Source organism: Promicromonospora sp. CA-289599 (assembly GCF_050936155.1).
Lineage (GTDB): Bacteria > Actinomycetota > Actinomycetes > Actinomycetales > Cellulomonadaceae > Promicromonospora.
Genome location: NZ_JBNJNI010000001.1, coordinates 1,936,614 through 1,959,748, shown reverse-complemented (window position 1 = coordinate 1,959,748; position 23,135 = coordinate 1,936,614). Strand labels below are relative to the sequence as shown.

At 70.9% G+C, this 23,135-nt stretch carries 22 protein-coding genes and 1 pseudogene; 16 read left to right on the top strand and 7 right to left on the bottom strand.

The window, feature by feature from the left end; translation table 11 throughout:
• Positions 1-30: 30 nt before the first annotated feature.
• The 6 genes and pseudogenes from ACQEVI_RS08560 (at position 31) to ACQEVI_RS08535 (ending at position 5,136) form a co-directional block, all read left to right on the top strand.
• The gene (locus ACQEVI_RS08560; protein ID WP_432896894.1) at positions 31-885 is read left to right on the top strand and encodes an endo alpha-1,4 polygalactosaminidase; all 855 of its coding nucleotides are present in this window, start codon (positions 31-33) and stop codon (positions 883-885) included.
• A gap of 191 nt (positions 886-1,076) precedes the next feature.
• A complete protein-coding gene (locus ACQEVI_RS08555) occupies positions 1,077-1,499 on the top strand; it encodes a sigma factor-like helix-turn-helix DNA-binding protein (protein ID WP_432896891.1) in 423 nt (140 codons plus the stop codon).
• Positions 1,500-1,684: 185 nt separating this feature from the next.
• A pseudogene (locus ACQEVI_RS08550) lies at positions 1,685-2,320 on the top strand (zeta toxin family protein); the annotation flags it as partial.
• Between the two features lie 64 nt (positions 2,321-2,384).
• Complete coding sequence (manD, locus tag ACQEVI_RS08545) at positions 2,385-3,599, top strand: D-mannonate dehydratase ManD (RefSeq protein ID WP_432896888.1); 1,215 nt, start codon at positions 2,385-2,387, stop codon at positions 3,597-3,599.
• Positions 3,600-3,713: 114 nt separating this feature from the next.
• Complete coding sequence (sigK, locus tag ACQEVI_RS08540; protein ID WP_432896884.1) at positions 3,714-4,298, top strand: ECF RNA polymerase sigma factor SigK; 585 nt, start codon at positions 3,714-3,716, stop codon at positions 4,296-4,298.
• A complete protein-coding gene (locus ACQEVI_RS08535) occupies positions 4,291-5,136 on the top strand; it encodes an anti-sigma factor domain-containing protein (RefSeq protein ID WP_432896881.1) in 846 nt (281 codons plus the stop codon). The genes sigK and ACQEVI_RS08535 overlap by 8 nt, the downstream gene beginning before the upstream one ends.
• A gap of 164 nt (positions 5,137-5,300) precedes the next feature.
• Here the strand turns inward: ACQEVI_RS08535 and ACQEVI_RS08530 are convergent, their stop codons facing one another.
• Both ACQEVI_RS08530 and ACQEVI_RS08525 read right to left on the bottom strand, forming a co-directional pair.
• Entirely contained in the window at positions 5,301-5,981 is a 681-nt protein-coding gene (locus ACQEVI_RS08530; protein ID WP_432896878.1) for a fasciclin domain-containing protein, read from the bottom strand.
• Positions 5,982-6,131: 150 nt separating this feature from the next.
• A complete protein-coding gene (locus ACQEVI_RS08525) occupies positions 6,132-6,533 on the bottom strand; it encodes a PaaI family thioesterase (protein ID WP_432896875.1) in 402 nt (133 codons plus the stop codon).
• Positions 6,534-6,608: 75 nt separating this feature from the next.
• On the opposite strand from ACQEVI_RS08525, the gene ACQEVI_RS08520 reads away from it, so the two are divergent.
• Positions 6,609-7,181, top strand: coding sequence for a TetR/AcrR family transcriptional regulator (locus tag ACQEVI_RS08520; protein ID WP_432896872.1), 573 nt, complete (start codon positions 6,609-6,611; stop codon positions 7,179-7,181).
• 23 nt (positions 7,182-7,204) lie between these two features.
• Here the strand turns inward: ACQEVI_RS08520 and ACQEVI_RS08515 are convergent, their stop codons facing one another.
• From ACQEVI_RS08515 to ACQEVI_RS08505, 3 genes are all read right to left on the bottom strand, one after another.
• Complete coding sequence (locus tag ACQEVI_RS08515) at positions 7,205-8,317, bottom strand: DNA alkylation repair protein (protein WP_432896869.1); 1,113 nt, start codon at positions 8,315-8,317, stop codon at positions 7,205-7,207.
• Between the two features lie 82 nt (positions 8,318-8,399).
• A complete protein-coding gene (locus ACQEVI_RS08510; RefSeq protein ID WP_432896866.1) occupies positions 8,400-8,828 on the bottom strand; it encodes an organic hydroperoxide resistance protein in 429 nt (142 codons plus the stop codon).
• A gap of 187 nt (positions 8,829-9,015) precedes the next feature.
• Positions 9,016-9,606, bottom strand: coding sequence for a TetR/AcrR family transcriptional regulator (locus tag ACQEVI_RS08505; protein WP_432896863.1), 591 nt, complete (start codon positions 9,604-9,606; stop codon positions 9,016-9,018).
• 185 nt (positions 9,607-9,791) lie between these two features.
• Here ACQEVI_RS08505 and ACQEVI_RS08500 point away from each other — a divergent pair, with 185 nt between their 5' ends.
• On the top strand, positions 9,792-11,411 hold the full coding sequence (locus ACQEVI_RS08500) for a hypothetical protein (protein WP_432896861.1): 1,620 nt from the start codon (positions 9,792-9,794) through the stop codon (positions 11,409-11,411).
• A gap of 48 nt (positions 11,412-11,459) precedes the next feature.
• A complete protein-coding gene (locus tag ACQEVI_RS08495; RefSeq protein ID WP_432896858.1) occupies positions 11,460-13,028 on the top strand; it encodes a family 20 glycosylhydrolase in 1,569 nt (522 codons plus the stop codon).
• 80 nt (positions 13,029-13,108) lie between these two features.
• Here the strand turns inward: ACQEVI_RS08495 and rsmI are convergent, their stop codons facing one another.
• On the bottom strand, positions 13,109-13,984 hold the full coding sequence (gene rsmI / locus ACQEVI_RS08490; protein WP_432896855.1) for a 16S rRNA (cytidine(1402)-2'-O)-methyltransferase: 876 nt from the start codon (positions 13,982-13,984) through the stop codon (positions 13,109-13,111).
• A 33-nt stretch (positions 13,985-14,017) separates the two neighbouring features.
• Here rsmI and ACQEVI_RS08485 point away from each other — a divergent pair, with 33 nt between their 5' ends.
• A complete protein-coding gene (locus tag ACQEVI_RS08485; RefSeq protein WP_432896852.1) occupies positions 14,018-15,802 on the top strand; it encodes a dolichyl-phosphate-mannose--protein mannosyltransferase in 1,785 nt (594 codons plus the stop codon).
• Between the two features lie 12 nt (positions 15,803-15,814).
• Here ACQEVI_RS08485 and ACQEVI_RS08480 read toward each other — a convergent pair whose 3' ends face one another.
• On the bottom strand, positions 15,815-16,411 hold the full coding sequence (locus ACQEVI_RS08480; protein WP_432896849.1) for an isochorismatase family protein: 597 nt from the start codon (positions 16,409-16,411) through the stop codon (positions 15,815-15,817).
• A gap of 140 nt (positions 16,412-16,551) precedes the next feature.
• Here ACQEVI_RS08480 and ACQEVI_RS08475 point away from each other — a divergent pair, with 140 nt between their 5' ends.
• The 6 genes from ACQEVI_RS08475 (at position 16,552) to ACQEVI_RS08450 (ending at position 23,058) form a co-directional block, all read left to right on the top strand.
• Positions 16,552-17,805, top strand: a complete 1,254-nt coding sequence (locus ACQEVI_RS08475; RefSeq protein WP_432896846.1) for a PQQ-dependent sugar dehydrogenase — start codon at positions 16,552-16,554, stop codon at positions 17,803-17,805.
• A gap of 123 nt (positions 17,806-17,928) precedes the next feature.
• Entirely contained in the window at positions 17,929-18,294 is a 366-nt protein-coding gene (locus ACQEVI_RS08470) for a hypothetical protein (RefSeq protein ID WP_432896843.1), read from the top strand.
• The gene (locus ACQEVI_RS08465; protein WP_432896841.1) at positions 18,294-18,950 is read left to right on the top strand and encodes a nucleotidyl transferase AbiEii/AbiGii toxin family protein; all 657 of its coding nucleotides are present in this window, start codon (positions 18,294-18,296) and stop codon (positions 18,948-18,950) included. The genes ACQEVI_RS08470 and ACQEVI_RS08465 overlap by 1 nt, the downstream gene beginning before the upstream one ends.
• Before the next feature lie 117 nt (positions 18,951-19,067).
• Entirely contained in the window at positions 19,068-20,786 is a 1,719-nt protein-coding gene (metG, locus tag ACQEVI_RS08460) for a methionine--tRNA ligase (RefSeq protein WP_432896838.1), read from the top strand.
• A 7-nt stretch (positions 20,787-20,793) separates the two neighbouring features.
• Positions 20,794-21,795 carry a TatD family hydrolase gene (locus tag ACQEVI_RS08455; protein ID WP_432896835.1) on the top strand — a complete coding sequence of 334 codons (1,002 nt, stop codon included), beginning with the start codon at positions 20,794-20,796 and terminating at the stop codon, positions 21,793-21,795.
• Positions 21,796-21,888: 93 nt separating this feature from the next.
• Positions 21,889-23,058, top strand: coding sequence for a ubiquitin-like domain-containing protein (locus ACQEVI_RS08450; protein WP_432896832.1), 1,170 nt, complete (start codon positions 21,889-21,891; stop codon positions 23,056-23,058).
• Positions 23,059-23,135: the final 77 nt, after the last annotated feature.

Here is a 23,135-nt window from a genome sequence, read left to right as displayed (position 1 = left end):
TCGCCGCGAGGTTCCCCCTACGATCGCCAGATGCCTCAGCTCATCACCGCAGCGCTTGTCGTCCTCACGCTCACGGCCTGTCAGGCCGGCTCCGCCACGGGGCAGGAGGTGGATCCGAGCGCGGACGTGGCTGACACCGCCGCCGTCACCCTCCCGCCCACGAGCGGGGTGTTCGACTACCAGCTCGGTGCCGCCTACGAGCTCGACGGCGGGCTCGACGTCGTGGTCCGCGACGCCACGGCCGAGCCCGCCGCCGGTGCCTACAACATCTGCTACGTCAACGGGTTCCAGACCCAGCCGGGCGACGCGGACTTCTGGCTCGACGAGCACGAGGACCTGCTGCTCCACGACGCCTCCGGAGACCTCGTCATCGATCCGGAGTGGCCTGACGAGTACATCCTCGACCCCTCGACGGAGGCGAAGCGCGACGGCATCCTCGATGTGCTCGGCTCCGTGATCACCGGGTGCTCGGCCGACGGCTTCGACGGTGTCGAGATCGACAACTTCGACACGTGGACGCGATTCCCCGACCCGGGCACGGGGCTGATCGAGCAGGAGGACGCCTTCGCGCTCGCCTCCTCGTACATCGAGCTGGCCCACGACGCAGGCCTCGCAATCGGGCAGAAGAACGCCGCGGAGGTCACGGTGGACGGGGAGGCGCTCGGGTTCGACTTCGCGGTCACCGAGGAGTGCTCCGTCTGGAACGAGTGCGCCGCCTACACCGACGTCTACAAGGAGCACGTGCTCCAGATCGAGTACATCGAGGAGCTCGAGGGTGGGTTCGACGCGGTCTGCGACGACCCTGACCGCGCGCCGCTGACGATCCTGCGCGACACCATGCTGGTGGGCCCGGGCGACCAGGGGTACACGTACGACCAGTGCTGAGCTGTTCGTTGCGCGGCTCCGCGTCCAGCCGGAAGGTGGTCCGGGAGGTGCTGCGCCGCCTGGAGGCCACCGACCTCATCGAGGTGGCATCCGGTCGCGCGTTCAGTACCGATCCCCGGCGAGGTGGCGGAGCTGCTGTCGGCGGTTGATTCAAAATGAATCACCGCGTAGCCTCGTGGCAGGAGGTCGCCATGTCGAACAACATTGCCCGTGTTGATGAGTCGGACCTGAAGATGGCCTATGTCCGCGCGCGTCTGGCGGAGATCGAGCGGACCCGGCGCGTGTACCTCGCGGCTGAAGGTGGAATGCCACAGCGCGACATCGCGCGTGCCGTGCATATGTCTCAGTCCGCCGTGCATCGGCTGATCGCAAGGGCCAAGGTGTTGGGCGTCGGTGAGTCTGTCGAAGAAATCGTCCTCGAGAGGCACGTGGGCAAGTGCACGACCGACCAGATGCTCCGACGTCTGCGGGAGATGAGGGCTTGGCTGCCCCGCATTGTTGACCCTGTCGATGGTGTTCTACCCGGTTCGTCTGAGGAAGACGTCGAGGTACTGCTCGAAGGTGGGTTTCTCACCGAGTCCGAGGTTGACCTGATCCTTGATGCGCGTGAGTGAGCTGCACGACGAGGTTCACGCAGCGGCGCTGGCCGTGATCTCGGAAGAGCGCCCGCTGGATGTGATCCTTACGCGCGCGGAGCGGCGCCGACTCGTGCGGGTCGCTCGTGACTGGTACCTGGAGACGCACGCTGAGAGCGTGACGCGAGGCGGGACGTGCGTGGTGGTCACCGCCTGGCGCGGGCAAGAGCTCGACCTTGTCGACAGCCGTGCAGGACGTCCGCTCACGTCTTGTGATCGATGCCGACGTCGCCAAGGAATTCCTCGCGCGCTGGTGTGTGGATGCTGGGACCTACAGCGCCGTCCTCTCGCGGGTTCTGCCCGATGGGCGGAATGTCATGCCCTTGGACCTTTCCCCGTTGCTGCAGACGGTGTCGACCGAGGTGTGCAACGCGGTGCGGCGGCCCGCGCTCGAGAGCGGGCTCGACATCGTGGTCGAGAGCACCATGTCCACACCTGCCTTCGGAGAGCGGCTGCTCCTGTCGCTCTCGAAGGCTGCCTGTCGGCAGCTGATCATCGTGTCGGTCGAGACAGACAGGGCGACTGCACACGAACGCGCGCGTGCGCGGTGGTGGGCAGGGCGTCTCGACGACCACGAGCTTGGTGGGCGTCTGGTGTCTCCCGAGGCCATCGACGCGGGCTTCGGTAGTGGCGATGTGGTCAGTTCGTCCCGTCGCTGTGCCCGCGATCTGGTGCGCATCATCCGAAGCGGTGGCAGCACGCTGGATACTGTCACGTTGATGGAGTACGACGACGGTGTGCTGATCGCGGTCGACGCAGATCCACCCACCTCCGTCGACAGGGCTGCCTCGATCATCTGAGTCGAGGCCCCACGGTTCGGACTGCCAGTCCCGAAATCCTCAACTGCCAGCAGAAGGTCTCCGCATGAAGATCGTCGACGCGAAGGTCGTCGTCACCTCGCCCGGCCGTAACTTCGTCACGCTCCAGATCACCACCGACGACGGTGTGACGGGGCTCGGCGACGCGACCCTCAACGGGCGGGAGCTGGCCGTCGTCAGCTACCTGCGCGACCACGTCGCGCCGCTGCTGATCGGCCGGGACCCGCACCGGATCGAGGACGCCTGGCAGTACCTCTACCGCGGCGCGTACTGGCGCCGGGGTCCCGTCACGATGGCGGCCATCGCCGCCGTCGACGTCGCGCTGTGGGACATCAAGGCGAAGGTCGCCGGCCTGCCGCTGTACCAGCTCCTCGGCGGCGCCAGCCGGGACCGGATCATGGCCTACGGGCACGCGAGCGGCGCGAGCCTGCCCGAGATCTTCGACTCCGTGCGGGCGATGCAGGAGCGCGGTTACCGCAGTATCCGCGTGCAGAGCGGCGTGCCGGGTCTGAAGTCGGTCTACGGGGTCCACGCGACGACGTCGGCAGACGGGTCGGCGCCGGACGTGCTCGCCCGGCCAGTGGTCGAGGACTGGGACACCGCCGCGTACCTGCGGTACATCCCGCGCGTGTTCGAGGCCGTGCGCAACGAGTTCGGCCCGGACCTGCCGCTGCTGCACGACGCGCACCACCGGCTGTCCCCGATCGAGGCGGCCCGGCTCGGCAAGGACCTGGAGCCGTACGACCTGTTCTGGCTCGAGGACTGCACGCCTGCCGAGGACCAGGAGGCGCTGCGCCTGGTGCGGCAGCACACGACGACGCCGCTGGCGATCGGCGAGGTGTTCAACACCGTCTTCGACTACCAGACGCTCGTCGACGACCGGCTCATCGACTACGTGCGCTCCGCCGTCACGCACTTCGGCGGCGTGAGCCCCCTGAAGAAGCTGTTCGACTACGCCGGCCAGCGTGGGATCAAGAGCGCGATCCACGGGCCGGAGGACATCTCGCCGGTGGGGATGGCCGCCGCGCTGCACCTCGACCTCGCGATCCACAACTTCGGCATCCAGGAGTACTCGGGGCACACGGACCTCACCAACGAGGTCTTCCGCCACGCGTACACGTTCGACGACGGCTACCTCCACCCGGGCGCGGCCCCGGGTATCGGCGTCGAGCTGGACGAGGAGCTGGCCGCCGCCCACCCGTACGAGCCCGGTTACCTCCCGGTCAACCGCCTCCAGGACGGATCCGTCCACGACTGGTGAGGCGAGCGTGCGCCGGATCACAGATGTGCGGCTGATGCACGCCCATCCGATAACGTCTCGGCACCGAACCTGGTGTGTAGAGATGAACGGGTCTGCGTGAGGCAGACTGGGCCGGTGGCATCACCACCAGTCCGGACTTCCTCGCGCGATTCCGTCGACGCGCTCCTCACGGCGTGCGCCGGCGGTGACCCGGCGTCGTTCACTCCTGTGTACGACGCGCTGGCCCCGGTAGCGTACGGCGCGTCGCTCGGCGTCCTCCGGGACCCCGACCACGCGGCCGAAGTGACCCAGGAGGTAATGGTGGAGGTGTGGCAGACAGCGGCACGGTTCGACGCGGCGCGCGGCTCCGCACGCACCTGGGTCGCGACACTCGCCCGACGGCGCGCGGTGGACCGCGTCCGCTCGGAGCAGGCCCGCCGTGACCGGGACCAGCGCGATACCGACCTGCGCACCGGTGAGTCGGCGCGTGACGTCGTCGTCGAGGACGTCGAACGCAGCCTCGAAGGCTCTGCCGTGCGCCGCTGCATCGAGGGGCTCACGCCGACCCAGCGCGAGGCGGTGGTGGTCGCGTACTACGGCGGCCTCACCTATCGCGAGGTCGCGGAGCAGCTCGACGCGGCGCTCCCGACGGTGAAGAGCCGGATCCGCGACGGGCTCATCCGGCTGCGGGACTGCCTGGGGGTGGCGCACCGTGTCTGACCGAAACGACGGCGGGACCAGGGGCGACGCGCGCGGCGACATCCGTGACCTCCTGCCCGGGTACGCACTGGACGCCCTCGACGACCTGGAACGCAGGTCCGTGGAGCGGCTCCTCGAGTCGGACGCCGCCGCGCGCCGCGCCCTGGACGAGTACCACGAGGTCCTGGCGTCGTTCGCCGTCGACACCGAACCCCCGGCCGCGCTGCGTGCGAGCGTGCTCGACCGCGTGCGCAACACACCGCAGGTCTTCGGCACGAGCGCTCCGACTGAGCCGTCGGGCACTGATGAGTCGTCCGGCACGGTCACGCCGTCGCCGGCTGCGGCCGTACCGACGGGTCAGGGACCGACGGCGGGTGGTGGCGGTGACGTCGTCGACCTCGCCGCGCGCCGACGGGTCCGTCGCTGGGGTGTCGGGCTCACCGCCGTGGCCGCCGCGGCGGCCATCGCCGTGCCGACGACCATCGCCGTGCAGGTGACGGCGGACCGCGACCGGCTCCGGGAGCAGAGCGAGATCGTGTCGGAGATGCTGGTCGACCCTGACTCCTCGATCCTCCGCGGCACCGTCGAGGGCGGCGGACAGGCGTCGGTGCTGGTCGCCGACGACGACATGTTCTTCCGTGCCGATGATCTGCCCGAGCCGGGCGCCGGGCGCGCCTACCAGCTCTGGGTGGTCGCGGAGGACGGCAGCGTCTCCTCGGCGGGTGTCCTCTCCGTGCGGGACGGCGAGACGGCGTCGCTGGTCCAGGGTGTCGAGGGCATCGGGATGGCCGTGACCGTCGAGCCGGAGGCCGGCTCCGAGCAGCCGACGACCGACCCGGTAGTGGTCCTCGGCGCCTGATCGCCGGCCGCGGGCAACCCGCACGACGGGTTGCCCGCTCCTTCGTGCGCGCCCGTTCCTTCCTGCGCGCACAGAAAAGCGGGCCCTCCGGGTCTCGACAGGCTCGACCACCGGTGGTCGAGCCTGTCGAGACCCGGAGGGCCCGCTCAGCGCTCAGGGCACTGTCACATCTTCGGCATGAGCACCGAGTCGACGAGGTAGACGGTCGCGTTCTGGGTCATCACGCCACCACAGATCACGTTCGCGTCGTTCACCTTGAGCTCGTCACCGCTGCCGGTGACCTCGACGGTCTCGCCCTGGACGGTGGTCTGCTCGCCCACGACCTCGTCAGGGGTGAGCTGGCCGGGCACCACGTGGTACGTCAGGATCTGGGTCAGCAGGTCGCTGTCCGTGGACAGGGTGTCCATCGTCGCGGCGTCGATCGCGGCGAACGCGTCGTCGACCGGAGCGAACACGGTGAACTCGTCGCCGTTCAGGGTGTCGACGAGGTTCACGTCGGGGTTCACCTCGCCGCTCACCGCCGCGACCAGGGTCTTCAGCAGCGGGTTGTTGGAGGCGGCCACGGCGACCGGGTCCGTGGCCATGCCGGTGACCGAGCCGGGGCCGTCCGGCACCTGCTCGGCGTAGCCCGCGCAGCCGGGGCCCACGAGGTTGGCGGCCGGGTCGACCATGTCGTCGGTCATCTCGTCCGTGGGCTCCTCCTCGGGAGCCGCGGTCTCCTCGCTCGCCGTCGTCTCGCTCCCGCCGGATGCGCCGTCCTCCGAACCCGAGCAGGCCGTGAGGCCCAGCAGGGCGATGGCCGTGATGCCGACTGCTGCGTAGGACTTACGGGTACGAACGTTCATCGGTCTCTCCTCGGTGTGGCGTCGCTCCGCGTTCTCACGGAGCGTCTTGCCCGTGGTTCGGAGCCGATCGCCAACCGGATGGGACTGGATGTGCACGAGTTTTTCCGGCGGTCCTTCGCGGTCCTCGGCAGGGTGTCCGACGGCACCCGGCTACGTTCCCGTGTGGACCAGGCGCACGGTCTGGAGCACGTGCACGCACAGCTCGCCGGACTCGTCGGTCACCCGCACCTCGACGAGCACCTGACGGCCGCTCGACCTGATCGGGGAGGCCGTGGCGACCGCCTGGCCCACGACGGGGCGCAGGAAGTGGGTGGTGGAGTCCACGGTCGCGGGCAGCGCTCCGGGCTCTCCGTTCGCAGCGGCGCAGACGGCGGCGGTGCCGTCGGCCAGCCCCATCAGCGCCCCGCCGTGCAGCCCGCCCCCTACCGTCGACAGGTCGTGCGTGAACGGCAGCCGCCCGACGACGGCCTCCGGCGTGATCTGGTCGAGCTCGACACCGAGCGTCTTGACGAACGGCGCCGCCGCATAGACCTCGTCAGCGGTCAGTGGCATGGTCTCCTCCAGATCATTGTAGAGAGCACTCTCTAGAGACAGGACTCTAACGAGGTGCTGGAGTACGGTCAACGCATGCCTCGCGCGACCCACGACACCTCGGCGATCCTCGACGCGGCAGGCCGGATCCTCGGTGCGGACGGGCCGGCGAAGGTCACGATGGCGGCGGTCATCCGCGAGGCCGGCGTGCCGAGCGGCTCTCTCTACTACCGGTTCCCCGACCGGCCGGCGCTCCTCGCCGCCCTCTGGAACCGTGCGACAGCGAGCTACCACAGCGACGCGTACCCGCTGTTCGACGGGGACCCGGTCGAGGCGTCCGCCGCGCTCGCCGCCTACACCGTGCGGTGGTGCCAGGCGGAGCCGGCGCATGCGCACGTGCTGCTCGCGGGGCGCTCGCGGTTCGACGCCGAAGCCTGGCCCGAGGCGGCTCGTGAGACCGAGGCTGCGGAGAGCGCACGCTGGAACGAGGCGATCCGAGGCCTGACGCGCCGGGTCCGCGCCACGACGTCGGTGACGACCACCGAGCTCCTGCTCGTCGTCGTCGACCTGCCCTATGCCGCCGTGCGGCGGTACCTGAGCGGTGGTAGGCCGATCCCGCAGGATCTCGCCGACGTGGTCACCCGGATCGTCCGGACCTCGCTGGGTTGACGGCGTCGGACCTGCGCCGCCGGTCAGACGCCGGCCGGCTGGTCCAGCTCGAACGAGGCCAGATCCGTGGCGACACCGTTGACCTGGAGCGCGACGGCGTGCGGCCCGGGGTAGTAGCGGCGGGTCGTGATCGGCCGGAACGAGTGCTCGCGGCTGAGCCGCACCTGCTCGCCGGGGGCGAGGGTGCGGGTGGTCAGCTTGAACGTCTTGGCGGTCCGGGAGCCGTTGGCCTTGCGATGGTGGACGACGTAGTCGATGGACAGTCGCGCCTCCTCGGCGCCGACGTTGCGGACCTCCGCCGTGAACCGGAGCGTGCCGCCGAACGGTACGCGGTCGCCGTCGAGCACCGGACCGTCGATCTCGAGCGCGGCGGGGCCGAACCCGAGCAGCCCGAGGGCGCCCGGGTGCCCGCGCTTGACCAGCGTGCGGAGCGCATGCCGGACGAGGCCCTGGGTCGTCGCGACAGGTTCGGCGAGCCAGCGCCCGGCCGTGGTGACCACCAGCTCGGGATGGTCACGGCTGAGGTCGTTGAGGTGGTTGGCGACGGAGCGGCGCACGTAGTCGCTCTCGTCCCGGTACAGGGCGTCGAGGAGGGGGACGGTCATCCCGGGGCGCGCGAGCAGCTCCGGCACACGCACCGCCCAGGGCAGGTACGGGCGCGTGCCCTCGCTGGCCAGCCTGCGCACGTCGACGTCGTCCGACCGGGCCCAGTCCGCGGCGATGCCGAGGGCTCGGTCCAGGTCGTGGCGCAGCAGGGTGCGCACCGCGAACTCCGCGGTGAGGCGCCCGGTGAGCTCGGCCAGGAGAGCCATCGCGTCGTCGAAGGCGGCGTCCGTCTTCTCCTCGACGGCCCTGGCCGCCACGGCGCTCGTGACGGGCCAGATCAGCCAGCCGGTGAACGGCTTCGCGCCGTCGCGCGCCGCGCGGACCACGCGGGCGAGGTCCGCGTACCCGCCCGGGAGGTCGGCCAGCAGCGCGTCGCGCAGGAGGTCCGCCCGCTCGCGGAGCGAGAGCTCGTCGAGCCGGCCGACCGTCGCGGGCAGCGCGTGCAGGGCGACGCCCGGTGCCGCCGCGGCCACGGCCTCGGTGAGGGTGGTGGCCGTGCGGTCACTGATGAGCTGGTCGGCGAACGGCATGCGATTCCTTCTCGACGAGGGCGGACGTGTCAGAGGCTCAGGTCACCATGGTGACCTGAGCCTCTGACACTGGCGCTCCGGCTCAGGCGATCGTGACGTCGACCGTCACCGGGATGTTGCCGCGCGTCGCGTTCGAGTACGGGCACATCGCGTGCGCGCCCTCGACCAGCTTGTCGGCGGTCTCCTGGTCCACCCCGGCGACCTCGACGTGCAGCGCGGCGCTCAGGCCGTAGCCGCCGCCGTCCAGCGGTGCGATGCCGACCTCGGCGACCACCGCGGAGTCGTTGATCTGCACCTTGTGCGCGGCGGCCACGGACTTCAGCGCGCTGTGGAAGCACGCCGCCCAGCCGGCGGCGAACATCTGCTCCGGGTTGGTGCCCCCGCCCGGGCCGCCCATCGCGGTCGGGACGGCCAGGTTGAGGTCCAGCACGCCGTCGTCGGACACGACCTGGCCTCCGCGGCGGCCGTCGCCGGTGGACGTCGCGACCGCTGTGTAGATGCTGTCAGCCATGTTGTGCTCCTTCTCGAGGCCGGTGCGCGTGCAGCCCCGACCATGTAGACGAACTAGTACGTCTACCGTAAGGGGTGAATGTGCACGGCACAAGTAGCGCTCCGAACGGGGGCTGTGGGGCGAGCGGCGCGAGCCTGCCGCCACATGAGGTGGCGGCAGGCTCGCGCAGGTCGGTGCGGGGTGCGGGCTACGCGGGTGAGCCGGCCCGGGCGGCGTCGACCACCGCGAAGATCGCGCGTTCCAGAGCGGCGCCCACCCGGGACGGGTCGTCGAGGTAGCCGGTCAGCATGGCACCGTCGCGCAGCATCATCAGCTCGTCGGCCGCCTGCTCGGGGTCGGCCACGCCCAGCTGCCCGGCCATCGCGGCGAACGTCTGCCGGTACCAGGCGCGGTGCTCCGCGACGGTCTTCCGGACCAGGCTGTCCGGGTCGGCGTACTCGGCGGCCGCGTTGATGAACGAGCAGCCGCGGAAGCCCGGGCGGCACGACTCGGTACCGACGGCGCGGGCGAACCGGCGGAGGGCCTCGGCGTCGTCGCCGGTGGCCGCGCGCACGCCGTCGAGCGCCTGGCGCTCCCAGGCTGCCTGCCGTTCGAGATAGGCCACGACCAGCGTGTCCTTGGTGCGGAAGTGCCGGTAGAACGTGACCTTCGTGATCCCGGCACGCTCGATGATCTTGTCCGCGCTCACCGCGCGGATCCCCTGCGAGTAGAACAGCTCGGTCGCCGCGTCGAGGATGCGGTCCCGGGTGGTCGGGCCGCTCGATGTGGTGGTGCTCATCGCGCCATCTGCTTCCGTGTTCGGTCCGGGTGATCGGAACGAACAGTCTACGCGGACGTGTACTGACGGGTTCGTCTACCTCGCTTCGTCCGCATGCGACCTGTTCACCCGGAGGTCGGCCGACGTTGGGTCCGCCGCCACCCCGGGGTTTCCACATCTCGGCGTCGTGGGGGAGAATGTGATCCGTGGTCATCCGGAACGCCCGATTTGTCCCGCACCACCGATCTGCGACCGCTGCGGCTCTGCTCGCGGCAGCCGCCCTCGTCCTCACCGGCTGTACGGTGCCGACGGCCGAGGGCGTCGACGGCAGGACGGGGGAGAACTTTCAGGTCCGTGAACCGTCCGGGCCGGCACTCGTGCTCGACTCGACGGACCCCGCAGAGCTCGCGCTCACCGCGAGCCAGGCCTTCTTCCACGCGTCTCCCGTGGCCGTGCTCGCATCGGCCGACGACGACGACGCGCGCTCGACCGCCGCGGCCACCGGAGCCGCCGTCACCGCCCCCGTGCTCCTCACCGACGGCGGCGTCTCGGACGACAACCTCGTCACGGAGCTCGAACGGCTCGGCGTGAGCACCGTCGTGGTCATCGGTGACGAGGCGGCGGTCGCCGCCGCCGGGGAGGCCACCGGCAAGGCGGACGTGGTCCGGTTCGACCCGGGTGCGCTGAGCGCGGCCGCCGAGGCCGCTGCCGCCGCGGGTCGTGGCGGCGGTGACGACAAGAAGCAGAACGAGACCAAGGTCGAGATGCCCACCGCTGACCGCCTCGACGCGAACAAGGTGGACGGGCTGCGCGCGAAGATCCCCGACGTCGCGGACCCTGAGCTGTTGCAGGAGATCCTCGTCGCGGTGGACCCGAAGCTCGGGCAGGAGGCGGCGATCGGCACGGCACTCGCCGCCGGCGCCGTCCCGGTGACGGTCCCGCGCGGCAGCATCGTCGCCGGACCGGAGACCGTCGAGACCATCCGTACGCTCCAGCCGCTCGGCGTGGTCGGGATCGGCAGGGAGTTCGGCTCGGCCGACGACCTGGGCTGGCAGGTGGCCGTGGCGACGTCGGGCACGACGCGGCCCGACGGCACGCTGCAGCTGTTCCCGGGCCGGTACGTGTCGACGTCGTACACCGTGCCCGCCGGTTCCACCGACCCGGCCGCCGCCGCAGCCGGCGCCGTGGCCACGGCCGCTGCCAACGGCGAGCTGCTGGGCGGCACGCCCCTGGTCACCGTCACCGCGAGCGTGCGGTCCGGGGTGGCGGGGGAGGACGGCGACTACGTCGACGAGCAGCCGCTGGAGCTGCTGGCACCGGCGGTCGACGCGATCCGCGAGGCGGGCCAGCCCGTGCTGCTCGACGTCGCGCCCGGCAACAAGCCGCTGGCCGCGAAGCTCAAGGAGATCGAGCCGCTGCTGGCCAAGCCGGGCGTCGGCCTGTCGGTGCACCCGGAGTTCCGGGTGGCCGGCGACGGCGCGGAGGCGGGCGCGGTGCCCCTCGCGGAGCTGCAGGCAGTGGTCGACCGGCTTGCCGCGATGGCGACCTCGCGCGGCCTGCCGCAGATCATGCTGGAGGTGCACCAGTCCACGGCGGCGTCGGTGGTGGACCGGGCGGCTCTGCGGGTCCCGCCGCAGGTGGCGGTCGTCTTCACCGCCGCGGGTCCGGCCGAGGGGCAGGCCACGGCGAACGGCGTGTGGGCCGACGTCGCCGCCGATCTCCCCCGGGGCGCCGTCCTGGGCTGGTCCGCACCGGGCGCGGTTCCGGCCGATCCCACCAGCATCATGCCCACCGAACCGCTCCTGGGTCTGGTCTCCGCCAGCTGAACCTGCGAAACTGCGGGCAACCATCGGAGCGAAGGGGCCCTAACAATCGTGACCACCGTGAGCAGCGGCGCGGGCATCGTCGCCGACGCCGTCATCCCAGCACCTGTCGAGCTCGAGCCGGCCGAGGGGGTGCTGGACCTCACGACGGTCACCGTCCGCGCGGCTGACGACGCGGTCGCGGGCCTCGCGGGCGAGCTCCTCCTCGCGGCCGGCGCCCTGGTGGTGCCGGACGGCGGGGTGCCGGTGACCCTCACGCCGGATCCCGCAGCGGGACCCTCCGGCTCCAGCAACCCCGAGCGCTACACGCTGACCGTGACCGCGGACGGCGTGACCGTCGCGGCGCCCGAGCGGAGCGGCCTGCTGCACGGCGTCCGCACCCTGCGGCAGCTCGTCGCCGCCGGCCGCCGGGAGGCCGGCGAACCGCTCGAGGTGGGCGCCGTCGTCGTGCGGGACGAGCCGCGGTACGCGTGGCGCGGACTGTCGCTGGACGTGGTGCGGCACTGGTTCGGGCCGGCGGACCTACGGGCCGTCGTGGACCTCGTGGGCTCGTACAAGATGAACCGGCTGCACCTGCACCTGACCGACGACCAGGGCTGGCGGCTGGAGATCCCGTCCCGGCCCGCGCTGACGGAGCGATCGTCGCAGGGTGCGGTGTCGGGCGCGCCGGGCGGGTTCCTCACCGCGCAGGACTACCGCGAGCTGCAGGAGTACGCGGCCGAGCGGGAGATCGTCGTCGTGCCGGAGATCGACGTCCCCGGGCACGTCAACGCGGCGACCCACGCCTACGGCGAGCTGATGCCCTCGGGCGAGCCGACCGAGACCTATGACGGGATCGAGGTCGGCTTCTCGAAGCTGCACATCGACCTGCCGGCCACGGAGCCGTTCCTGCGGGACGTGTTCACCGACGTCGCGCGCATGACGCTGGGGCCGTGGGTGCACTTCGGCGGCGACGAGGTGCTGGTGATGCAGGCCGAGGAGTTCGGCCGGTTCGTGGTGCTGTGCCAGGAGATCATCGCGGGCGCGGGCAAGACGCCCGTCGCATGGCAGGAGGCAGCGGGCTCCGCGCACGGCGACCAGGCGGCGGTCGCGGCGCTGGCGGGCACGCCCGCGGCGTCCGGCACCGCGGCGTCGGAAGCGACGGACGCCGCCGAGGAGCCCGCGCTCGTCCGGCCCGGCACGGTGCTGCAGTACTGGGACACCCGGCCGGACCCCGCGCCGTTCGTGCGCGCGGCGCGGGCCGGTGCGAAGTTCGTGATGTCCCCGGCGGACCGCGCGTACCTCGACATGAAGTACACGCCCGAGCATCCGCTGGGCCAGCACTGGGCGGCGTTCGTCGAGCTGCACGACTCCTACGACTGGGACCCGGCGGCCCTGATCGACGGCCTGCCCGAGTCGGCGATCGAGGGTGTCTCGGCCGCCGTCTGGACCGAGACGCTGCAGAGCCGCGACGACCTGTTCTCGATGCTGCTGCCCCGGCTCGCCGCGGTGGCCGAGACCGCGTGGTCGCAGCCGGAGGCGAAGGACTGGGAGTCGTTCCGGACCCGGGTAGCGATCGAGGCGGCCACCTGGCGCCGCGAGAACGCGGCCTACCACCCAACCCCCCAGATCGACTGGTGACCTGTCAGAAGCTCGCGCACGTGTCAGACGTACAGGTCACCCGGGTGACCTGTACGTCTGACACGTGCGCGAGCTTCTGACTACTTCGGGGGGCGGGCGGCCAGGGCGGCCGCGTAGAGGTCCCGCTTCGGGACGCCCGCCGTCTCCGCCACCTCGGCCACCGCCGCCTTGAGGCGTTCACCGGCCGCCACCCGTTCCAGGACCTCGCCCACCACGTCGTCCACGCTCGTGTGCACCTCGGGTGCGCCGCTGACCACCACGCAGATCTCGCCGCGGAGCTGCTCCGCCGCGGCCCGTTCGGCGAGGTCCGCCAGCGGGCCGCGCAGCACCTCCTCGTAGGTCTTGGTGAGCTCACGCGCGACGGCGGCGGGCCGGGTCTCCCCGAACGCGACGGCCATGGCGGCCAGCGTCTCCGCTATCCGGTGCGGCGCCTCGAAGAACACCATGGTGCGCGGCTCGGCGGCCAGGGCGCCGAGCGTCCGGGCGCGGTCACCGGCCTTGCGGGGCAGGAAGCCCTCGAAGGTGAAACGGTCGGTCGGCAGGCCGGACAGCGCGAGCGCGGTCAGCACCGCGCTCGGCCCGGGGGCGACGGTGATCCGCAGGTCGCGCTCGATGGCGCGCTCCACGATCCGGTACCCCGGGTCTGAGACGGAGGGCATCCCGGCGTCGGTCACGACCACCACCGTGCCGCCCCCGGCGACCACGTCGAGCAGCGCGTCGGCCCGCGCCGTCTCGTTGTGCTCGTGATAGCTGGTCACCCGGCCGCGCACCTCGACCCCGAGCCGGCCGACCAGACCGTGCAGACGGCGGGTGTCCTCCGCGGCCACGACGTCGGCCTGGGCCAGCAGGCGGATCAGCCGAGGTGAGGCGTCCTCCGTGTTACCGATCGGCGTGGCGGCCAGGACGAGGGAGCCGGCCTCGGGCGCGGGCCCGGGAACCAGGGACGGTTCGGTCATGAACCACAGGGTCCCACGCTCTATGCTGGCCCGGTGTCTCAGCAGCCTGACGCCACAGGAGCGCATTTCGCCGCAACGGAGCAGGCTCTGCCCGGAACGTACGGCGCGCACATGCGCCGTGAAGCCGTCGCCGGCCACATGACGCGCACCGGGTCGTTCCCCGCCGTCGGACAGCGGGCCGCGGAGCCTGAACCACCGGTGCGCGACCGGCTCCTGCGCGATCTCCTGGGCGAGCGCCGCCTCGCGCTCGGGCGGACCGTCTCCGACCGGTTCTGGGGCGTGCTCGGCGCGCTCGTCGTGACGGCGATCGCTGCCGGAGCGCGACTGTGGGAGCTCGGGCGCCCCGGCAAGCTGGTCTTCGACGAGACCTACTACGTCAAGGAGGGCTGGTCGCTGGCCAGCCTCGGCTTCGAGGCCGCGTGGCCCGACAAACCGAACCCGGCGTTCGAGGCGGGCGACGTCAGCTCGTACAAGACCGACGAGGCCGAGTACGTGGTCCATCCGCCGGTCGGCAAGTGGATGATCGCCATCGGGATGCGCCTCATGGGCGGGGCGCAGGACCCGATGCACTGGCGGATCGCCAGCGCCGTGATCGGCATCCTGGCCGTGCTGCTGATGGTGCGGATCGCCCGGCGCATGTTCTCGTCCACGATGCTGGGTCTGGTCGCGGGCCTGCTGCTCGCGGTCGACGGCGAGGCGATAGTCCACTCGCGCACGGGCCTGCTGGACCAGTTCCTCATGTTCTGGGTACTCGTCGCGTTCGGTTGCCTGGTGCTGGACAGGGAATGGGCCCGACGGCGGCTCGCCGACCGCGTGGCGCAGATCGTCGACGCCGGCGGGGCGATCGGCAAGTACGGTCCGCGGCTCGGGTTCCGCGGCTGGCGGTTCGCGGCCGCGGTGTCTCTGGGCCTCGCGTGCGGCGTCAAGTGGTCGGGCCTGTACTTCGTGGCGGCGTTCTGCGTGCTCACCGTCGTCTGGGACATGACGGCGCGGCGCACCGCAGGCGTCGAGCGCTGGTGGGAGGACGCGCTGGTGGTCGACGCCGTCCCGGCCGCCCTGATCATGCTGCCCACCGTGCTCGCGGTCTACATCGCGTCCTGGTCCGCGTGGTTCGCGCACCCGAAGTCGTACCTGCGCAACTGGGCCGAGGTGAACGGCGTCGCGCCGCCGACGTGGTGGCCCGACTGGAGCTGGGCGCAGGGCGCGTGGGAGGCCGGGCGGTCGCTGTGGGAGTACCACCACATGATGTGGGACTTCCACACGGGCCTGGACTCGGACCACAACTACGCGTCGCACCCGCTGGGCTGGATAGTGCAGTGGCGTCCGACGTCGTTCTACTGGGACAAGTACGCGCCGGGCCAGGGCCCCTGCCCCGCCGATGCCGTGGGCGACTGCGCGACCGCCGTGACGTCGCTCGGCAACCCGTTGCTGTGGTGGCTGGGCGCGGTGGCGATCCCCATCGTGCTGGTGCTCGCCATCCGGTTCCGCGACTGGCGCGGCGCCGCCGCCCTGACGGGAATCGCCGCGGGCTGGCTGCCCTGGTTCCAGTACTCGTGGCCGCTGGCCGACCGGACCATCTTCACGTTCTACACGATCGTGTTCACGCCGTTCGTGATCCTGACCCTCGTGTACCTGCTGGCCATGGGGATCGAACGGACCTCGCGCAGGAGCGGTGACCGGCGCATCGTGTGCTGGCTCGCGGCCGTGGTGGTGGTACTGATCGTGGGCGTGAGCGTGCTCTACTACCCGATCTGGACGGCGATGCCCGTGCCCTACGACTACTGGCAGCGGCTGATGGTGCTACCCAGCTGGATCTGACGCTTTCGTCGGTCAGACGGCGGACGAGTCGCGCAGGTCCACGCCCGCGGCCGTCAGCTCCTTCTCCGCGACCTCGCCCTGCGCCTCCGACACGGGAATCGTCAGGTCGGTCAGCACCCGGGCCGCCAGGCCCGCGCGCCGTGCGTCGAGCGCGGTGTGCTTCACGCAGTGCGACTCCACGAGGCCGACGACGTCGACGGCGGAGACACCGGCGTCCTCCAGGACCGTCGCGAGGGTGCGGCCGTGCTCGTCCGCGCCCTCGAAGCCCGAGTACCCGTGCGAGTACTGGCCCTTCTTGAGCCGGACGTCCGGGTCGAGGTCGGCCAGCGCCGGATGCAGCTCGGCGTTGGGCGTGCCGGCGATGCCGTGGGGCGGCCAGGAGTCGACGAAGTCGGGGGTGTCGCTGAAGTGCTCGCCCGGGTCGATGTGCCAGTCCTGCGTGGTCACCACGGTGGTGTACCGGTCGCGGTGGGCCGCGACATAGGCCGCGACGCGGTGCGCTATCTCGTTCGCGCCCTCGGTGGCGAGCTCGCCACCCTCGCAGAACGTGGGCTGTACGTCGACGACGACGAGGGCCCGCCGTACAGGCTCGGACTCAGTGAGGCTCATGCTTCTACTCTGCCACCGCGGCCGGTGGCCTGTGACCGTCCACCCCAACACACTGCACGCGACACGCCGACGACGGGATGCCGTGTGTAGGGGTCGCAAAATTCTGACCGACCGCAGCCGCAGGGTGCTTGGATGGGGCCGTGGATTCCATCACCTCCAGGCTGCGGCGCTCGGGTTCTGCCATTGCTGGGTCGACCGGTGTGGCCCTGCTGCTCCTCGGCTGCACCGGCTCGCCCGAACCGGGCGTCGTGTCGCCGAGCCCGACGGTCTCGGCGTCCTCCGCGGCGTCGGGCTCGGCGTCGGGCGACGACCCCTGGGACGGGCAGGTGACTGCCGACGTCGAGGTGGTCATGCAGGAGCTCCCGGTCCCGTGGGGCTTGGCCCCGCTACCGGGCGACAGGTTCCTCGTCACGATGCGGGACGACGCCATGCTTGCCGTGGTCCACCCGAGCGGTGGTGTCGACCCGAACGGTGGTGTCGAGTACCTCGCCTGGTCGAGCGGAGCGCAGGAGCTCGCCGACCAGACCGTGGCCGACGGCGAGGGCGGGCTCCTCGGCGTGGCGGTCGGCCCGGACGACGCCGGCCCGTTGTTCACCGTCTTCCTGTACCGCACGGGGGAGACGGACAACGCCGTCCTACGGGCCGAGCTGGACCTCGACAGCGGAGTCCTGCGCGACCTCACGACCGTCCTCGACGGCATCCCCAAGGCCTCGAACCACAACGGCGGCCGGATAGCGTTCGGGCCGGACGGCTACCTGTACGTCGCGACGGGCGACGCCGGGGACCCCGCCAACGCGCAGGACCCGGAGTCGCTGGCGGGCAAGATCCTGCGTGTCACGCCCGACGGCGAGCCGGCGCCCGGCAACCCGGAGGCCGGCTCACCGGTGTGGTCGATGGGCCACCGCAACGTGCAGGGCCTCGGCTGGGACCCCGGCGGGCGGATGTTCGCCGCTGAGTTCGGCCAGGACCAGCTCGACGAGCTGAACGTCATAGAGCCAGGCGGCAACTACGGCTGGCCCGAGGTCGAGGGCCCGGGCGACCAGGCCGGGTTCGTCGACCCGGTGGCCTGGTGGCCGACGTCGGAGGCATCGCCGTCGGGCATCGCCGTCACCGAGGAGGCCGTGTACCTGGCGTCCCTGCGGGGCGAGCGCCTGTGGCGCGTGCCGCTGCTCGGGGAGGCGTCGGCGGTGGCGGACGGCGAGAGCCACGGGTTCGGGGAGCCGCGGGCGCTGCTGGAGGGGGAGTTCGGCCGGCTCAGGGCGGTGCACGCGGGGCCTGACGGCGTGCTCCACGTACTGACGAACAACACCGACGGCAGGGGCGAGCCGACGACGGAGGACGGCCGGGTGGTCGACGACCGGCTGCTGCGGGTCACGCTGACGCCGTCGGAGTAGCCCTGCCGTGGGCCGTCGTGCACAGTTGCAGACGACTAGGTGTGTGGATAGCCTAGAAGCCGAGAGCGGGCCGCGTCGTAGGCTCGGAGCGTTGTCGAGTCGAGCCCGGAAGGGGTGAACAGGATGTCCGCAGAACCCGGTGCGTACCGGACGGTGCCGCGCGGCTACGTCTACGCCGACCACATCCCCTACGTCACCCCGGACTCGCTCGACGACCTGCGGGGGCCGACGTCGGGTGTGGTGACGGTTGGGCCGCACATCGACACGAGCACCGACCCCACGTACGACGTCGCCAACCCACAGCGGGTGCGTGAGCTGTACAGCGCGACCGTCCGCGACGGAACCGCCTCCGACCATGTGCGGATCCTGGACCGCGGTCTCCTGCTCCGGTTCTGGCCGAGGCTGACCCTTCCGAGCCAGTGTCGAGCGCTCTGGGAGCAGAGATTCCCGGAGCTCGCGGCCCGAAGCCGGAAGATGCGGACCGCCTGATGCTGCCGTTCCACGAGCGCCTCGCCCGGATCGGGCTCGAGGCGCTGGAAAGCCATGGCTTCGTCCTCGCCGGCGGCTACGCGATCTCCGCCCACGGAATCGGTGACCGGCCGTCCGCTGACGTCGACCTGTTCACCAATGTCTACGCGCCGGGCTTGTTCGAGATCTCTGTCGCCAGACTGCGGGCGGCGTTCCTGGCCTCCGGTCTTTCCGTGCACGACAACCGGATCGGTCAGACCTTCGCGGACTTCAGCGTGACCGACGAGACGACTCAGGAGACGAGCTCGATCCAGCTCGGTGTGAACTACCGGGAGTTCGCACCCGCGACGTTTGAAGTCGGCCCTGTGCTGGACGTCCGGGACGCAGTGGCGGGGAAGATGAGCGCGCTCTGGTCGCGAGGCGAGACCCGCGACTTCATCGACATCGACGCGGTGGTGCGCTCGGGGCGATTCTCGCGCGTCGCAGTGCTCGACATCGGGGACAAGCAGGAGGCGCTGCCGTTCGACCGGGCGATCCTGGCGGACCGTTTTCGTTCCGTGCGGGCCAAGACCCCGAAATCTTTCAAGGCGTACGAGGTGGGTGACGTCTGGCGGCTATCGATCGTCGAGCACTTCCTCGACTGGGCCGACGAGATCGACCCCGCCGTCGTCCGCTGACTGCCGCCGCTTCGGCGGAGTGATCCAGGGACCACAACCACCGGCGTATTCCGCTGGGCCCGTGGCCCTAGGATTGGAGAGCAGTTTTCCCGTCCTTACGAATTGGAGCATCCAGCGATGGCTCGCCACCTTGTCACCAGTGCGCTTCCGTACATCAACGGCATCAAGCACCTGGGGAACATGGTCGGGTCGATGCTCCCGGCCGACGTGTACGCGCGTTACCTGCGCCAGCGCGGCCACGACGTGCTGTACATCTGCGCCACCGACGAGCACGGCACGCCCGCGGAGCTCGCCGCCGCGAAGGCCGGCCAGCCCGTCGCCGAGTTCTGCGCCGGGGCGCACGAGACGCAGAAGGCGATCTACGACGGCTTCGGCCTGACGTTCGACTACTTCGGCCGCAGCTCGTCGCCGCAGAACGCCGAGATCACGCAGCACTTCGCACGGCGCCTGCACGAGAACGGGTTCATCGAGGAGCGCGCCATCCGGCAGGTGTACTCGCCGGTCGACGGCCGGTTCCTGCCCGACCGTTACGTCGAGGGCACGTGCCCCCACTGCGGCTACGACAAGGCGCGCGGCGACCAGTGCGAGAACTGCACCCGCGTGCTGGACCCGACCGATCTGATCAACCCCCGCTCGGCGATCAGCGGCTCCACCGATCTCGAGGTGCGCGAGACGACCCACCTGTTCCTGCTCCAGTCCAAGCTGCAGGGCGAGGTCGAGGCGTGGATCGACGAGAACAGCAAGGAGTGGCCGCTGCTGTCGACGTCGATCGCGCGCAAGTGGCTCGCCGAGGGGCTGCACGACCGCGCGATCACGCGTGACCTCGAGTGGGGCGTGCCGGTCCCGGCTGACACCTGGCCGGAGCTCGCCGCCGACGGCAAGGTCTTCTACGTCTGGTTCGACGCCCCGATCGAGTACATCGGCGCCACCAAGGAGTGGGCGGACGCCGCCGACGGTGAGACCCGGGACTGGAAGTCCTGGTGGTACGAGGCCGCCGACGTCCGCTACACGCAGTTCATGGCCAAGGACAACGTCCCGTTCCACACGGTGATGTTCCCGGCTACGCAGCTCGGCGTCCGCGAGCCGTGGAAGATGGTCGACTACGTCAAGGGCTTCAGCTGGCTCACGTACTACGGCGGCAAGTTCTCCACCTCGCAGCAGCGCGGTGTCTTCACCGACGCCGCCCTGGAGATCCTGCCGGCCGACTACTGGCGGTACTTCCTGATCGCGAACGCGCCGGAGTCCGACGACTCCTCGTTCACGTGGGAGCACTTCGCGGGGACCGTGAACAAGGACCTGGCCGACACGCTCGGCAACTTCGTGAACCGGGTGCTGACGTTCTCCGCCAAGCGGTTCGGGAACACCGTCCCCGCCGGCGGTGAGCCCGGTGAGGCCGAGGCGAAGCTCGGGGCAGAGGTCACGCGCCTCCTGGCCGAGCTCGAGGAGCACATGGAGGCCCTGCAGTACCGCAAGGCCGCCAACGCCCTGCGGGCGCTCTGGTCGGCCGGCAACGCGTACCTGGTCGAGAAGGAGCCGTGGAAGCAGGTCAAGACGGACGAGGCCGCGGCCGCCGTGACGCTGCGTACCGCGATGAACCTGATCCACCTGTACGCGGTGGTGTCCGAGCCGTTCATCCCGGCGAGCGCGGCGACGCTGCGCGGGGTGTTCGCGCTCGACGACGACACCGCGACCTGGGTGACCCCGGAGGCTGCGGCTGCGCTCGACGCGGTGCCCGCCGGGGCGAGCTTCACCGTGCCCCCCGTGCTGTTCGCCAAGATCAGCGACGAGGACCTGGAGGGGTACCGCGAGCGGTTCGGCGCGGGATCGGTGGACTGACCCGAGGATGGCGAAGCGCACGCGCGAGCGCGGATTTCCGGTAGATCCGGAGCCGCTGCCCGTACCCGTCGTGGACAACCACACCCACCTCGACCACATCGGTGCTGTCCTCGCCGAGGCGGCGCCCGACGGCGAGCCGGCGGGCCAGGCCTGGCCGCCGACCGTGGCCGACCACCTGGCCCGTGCGGCGCGTGCGGGCGTGGACCGGGTGGTCCAGGTGGGCTGCGACCTCCCGTCGGCCCGTTGGACCGCCGCCCTCCTAGCTCCGTTGAGTGCTGGATCTTCGCCCCTTTCAGGGCCTGAAACAGGGCGAAAATCCAGCACTCAACAGGCCAGGGTGGTGGGGGCGGTGGCCATTCATCCGAACGAGGCGACCCTGCATGCCGGGGTGCTCGAGGTGGGGCCGGACGGGCTCACGCCTGAGGCCGAGCCGCACCACGCCGTGAGCCTCGACGACGCCGTCGCGGAGATCGCCGACCTGGCCAAGGGCAACCAGCGCATCCGGGCGATCGGCGAGACGGGTATGGACCTGTTCCGCACGGGCCCGCGCGGCGAACAGGCGCAGCGGGCGAGCTTCCGCGCGCACATCGCCCTGGCCAAGGAGCTGGGTCTCGCCCTGCAGATCCATGACCGGGACGCGCACGCCGAGGTCATCGAGGTCCTGCTGGCCGACGGCGCCCCTGAGCGCACCGTCTTCCACTGCTTCAGCGGCGACGCCGAGATGGCCCGCGTCTGCGCCGAGAACGGCTGGTACCTCTCGTTCGCCGGACCGGTCACGTTCAAGGCGAACGACCATCTGCGGGACGCCCTGACGGCGGCGCCGCGGGAGCTGATCCTGCTGGAGACCGACGCTCCCTACCTCACACCGCACCCGTTCCGCGGGCAGCCGAACGCCCCCTTCGCGGCGGCCCACACGGTCCGGGCGATGGCGGCTCATCTCGAAGAGGACCTCGGCACGTTGTGCGCTGCCATAACCGCGAACTCGGAGCGGGTCTACGGCAATTGGTGAGAATGGCGCGTTGAAACGAAGAGTGCGGTATTTCATTTCATACCCGCATGGCTTTTCCCGGAGAGATTGTTCCGTTACGGTCTGGTGCTCGTGGTGAGGTACGCACGGCCGTGGCTCGCGAGCAGAGCGGCCCGTTGGGTGGTCCGTGGCGCCGTCGTCGGCACGCTCCTTGCTGTGACCGGCGTCTACGTCGCCAACGCGAACGTCCTGAACATCGACTACAACGGCGAGATCCACACCGTGGGCGTCTACGGGGACACCGTCGGTGAGGCCCTCGCGTCGCAGCACATCGAGCTCGGGCGGGACGACGTCGTGCAGCCTGCCGCGACCTCCGGCGTCGGGCAGGGCGCCACAGTGGTGGTCCGGACCAGCCGTGAGGTCACCGTCGAGCTCGACGGCCAGGTCATGACGCTGCGCACCACCGCAGGCACCGTCGGCGAGCTGCTGGCGGCGCTGGGGCCGCGCGGCGACGGGGCGCTCGCCACCGCCTCCCGCACCGCGCGGCTGGACCGCGACCCGGTCCGGTTCTCGACGGTCAAGCAGGTCAACATCGCAGTGGACGGCTCGGTGCTCGAGTTCCACACCACCCAGTCGACGGTGCGCGGAGTGTTCCGCGAGGCGGGCGTCACGCTGGCCGACGGCGACGTCACCTCCGTACCGCCCGACGCCGCGGCGGTGGACGGGATGGTCGTTATGGTCAGCCGCGACGCCTCGTCGTCGCGCACGGTGACCGAGGTGCTCCCGTTCGAGACCGAGACGATCGAGGACCCGAGCCTTCCGGAAGGCTACGAGTCGATCCGCACCGCGGGCGTGGCAGGCGAGGTCAGGGTGACGTATGCGATGAAGACCGTGGGCGGGGCCGTCGTCGAACGCACCGAGGTGGAGCGCAAGGTCGTCCGGAAGCCGGTGAACGAGGAGGTGGTGGTGGGGACGATGGACGTCGCCACCGCCCCCGTGGATCCCGGCTCCGCCCGGGCGCTGGGCCAGGCGATGGCGGCCGAGCGTGGCTGGGGCGCCGACGAGTTCTCGTGCCTGGACCAGCTCTGGGAGAAGGAGAGCGGCTGGCGCTGGAACGCCGACAACCCGAGCAGCAGCGCGTACGGCATCCCGCAGGCGAACCCGGGATCCAAGATGGCCACGGTCGGCAGCGACTGGCTGACGAACCCGGCCACCCAGATCGAGTGGGGCCTCGGTTACATATCCGGGCGTTACGGAACACCGTGCAGCGCGTGGGCGCACTCGGTCGAGATCGGTTGGTACTGATCCACGTTCTTCCTGGACGACATTTGGGATATTGTCCGGCGTTCCGGACCCTTTGCTGAACGTATTGCCGCTTTCGG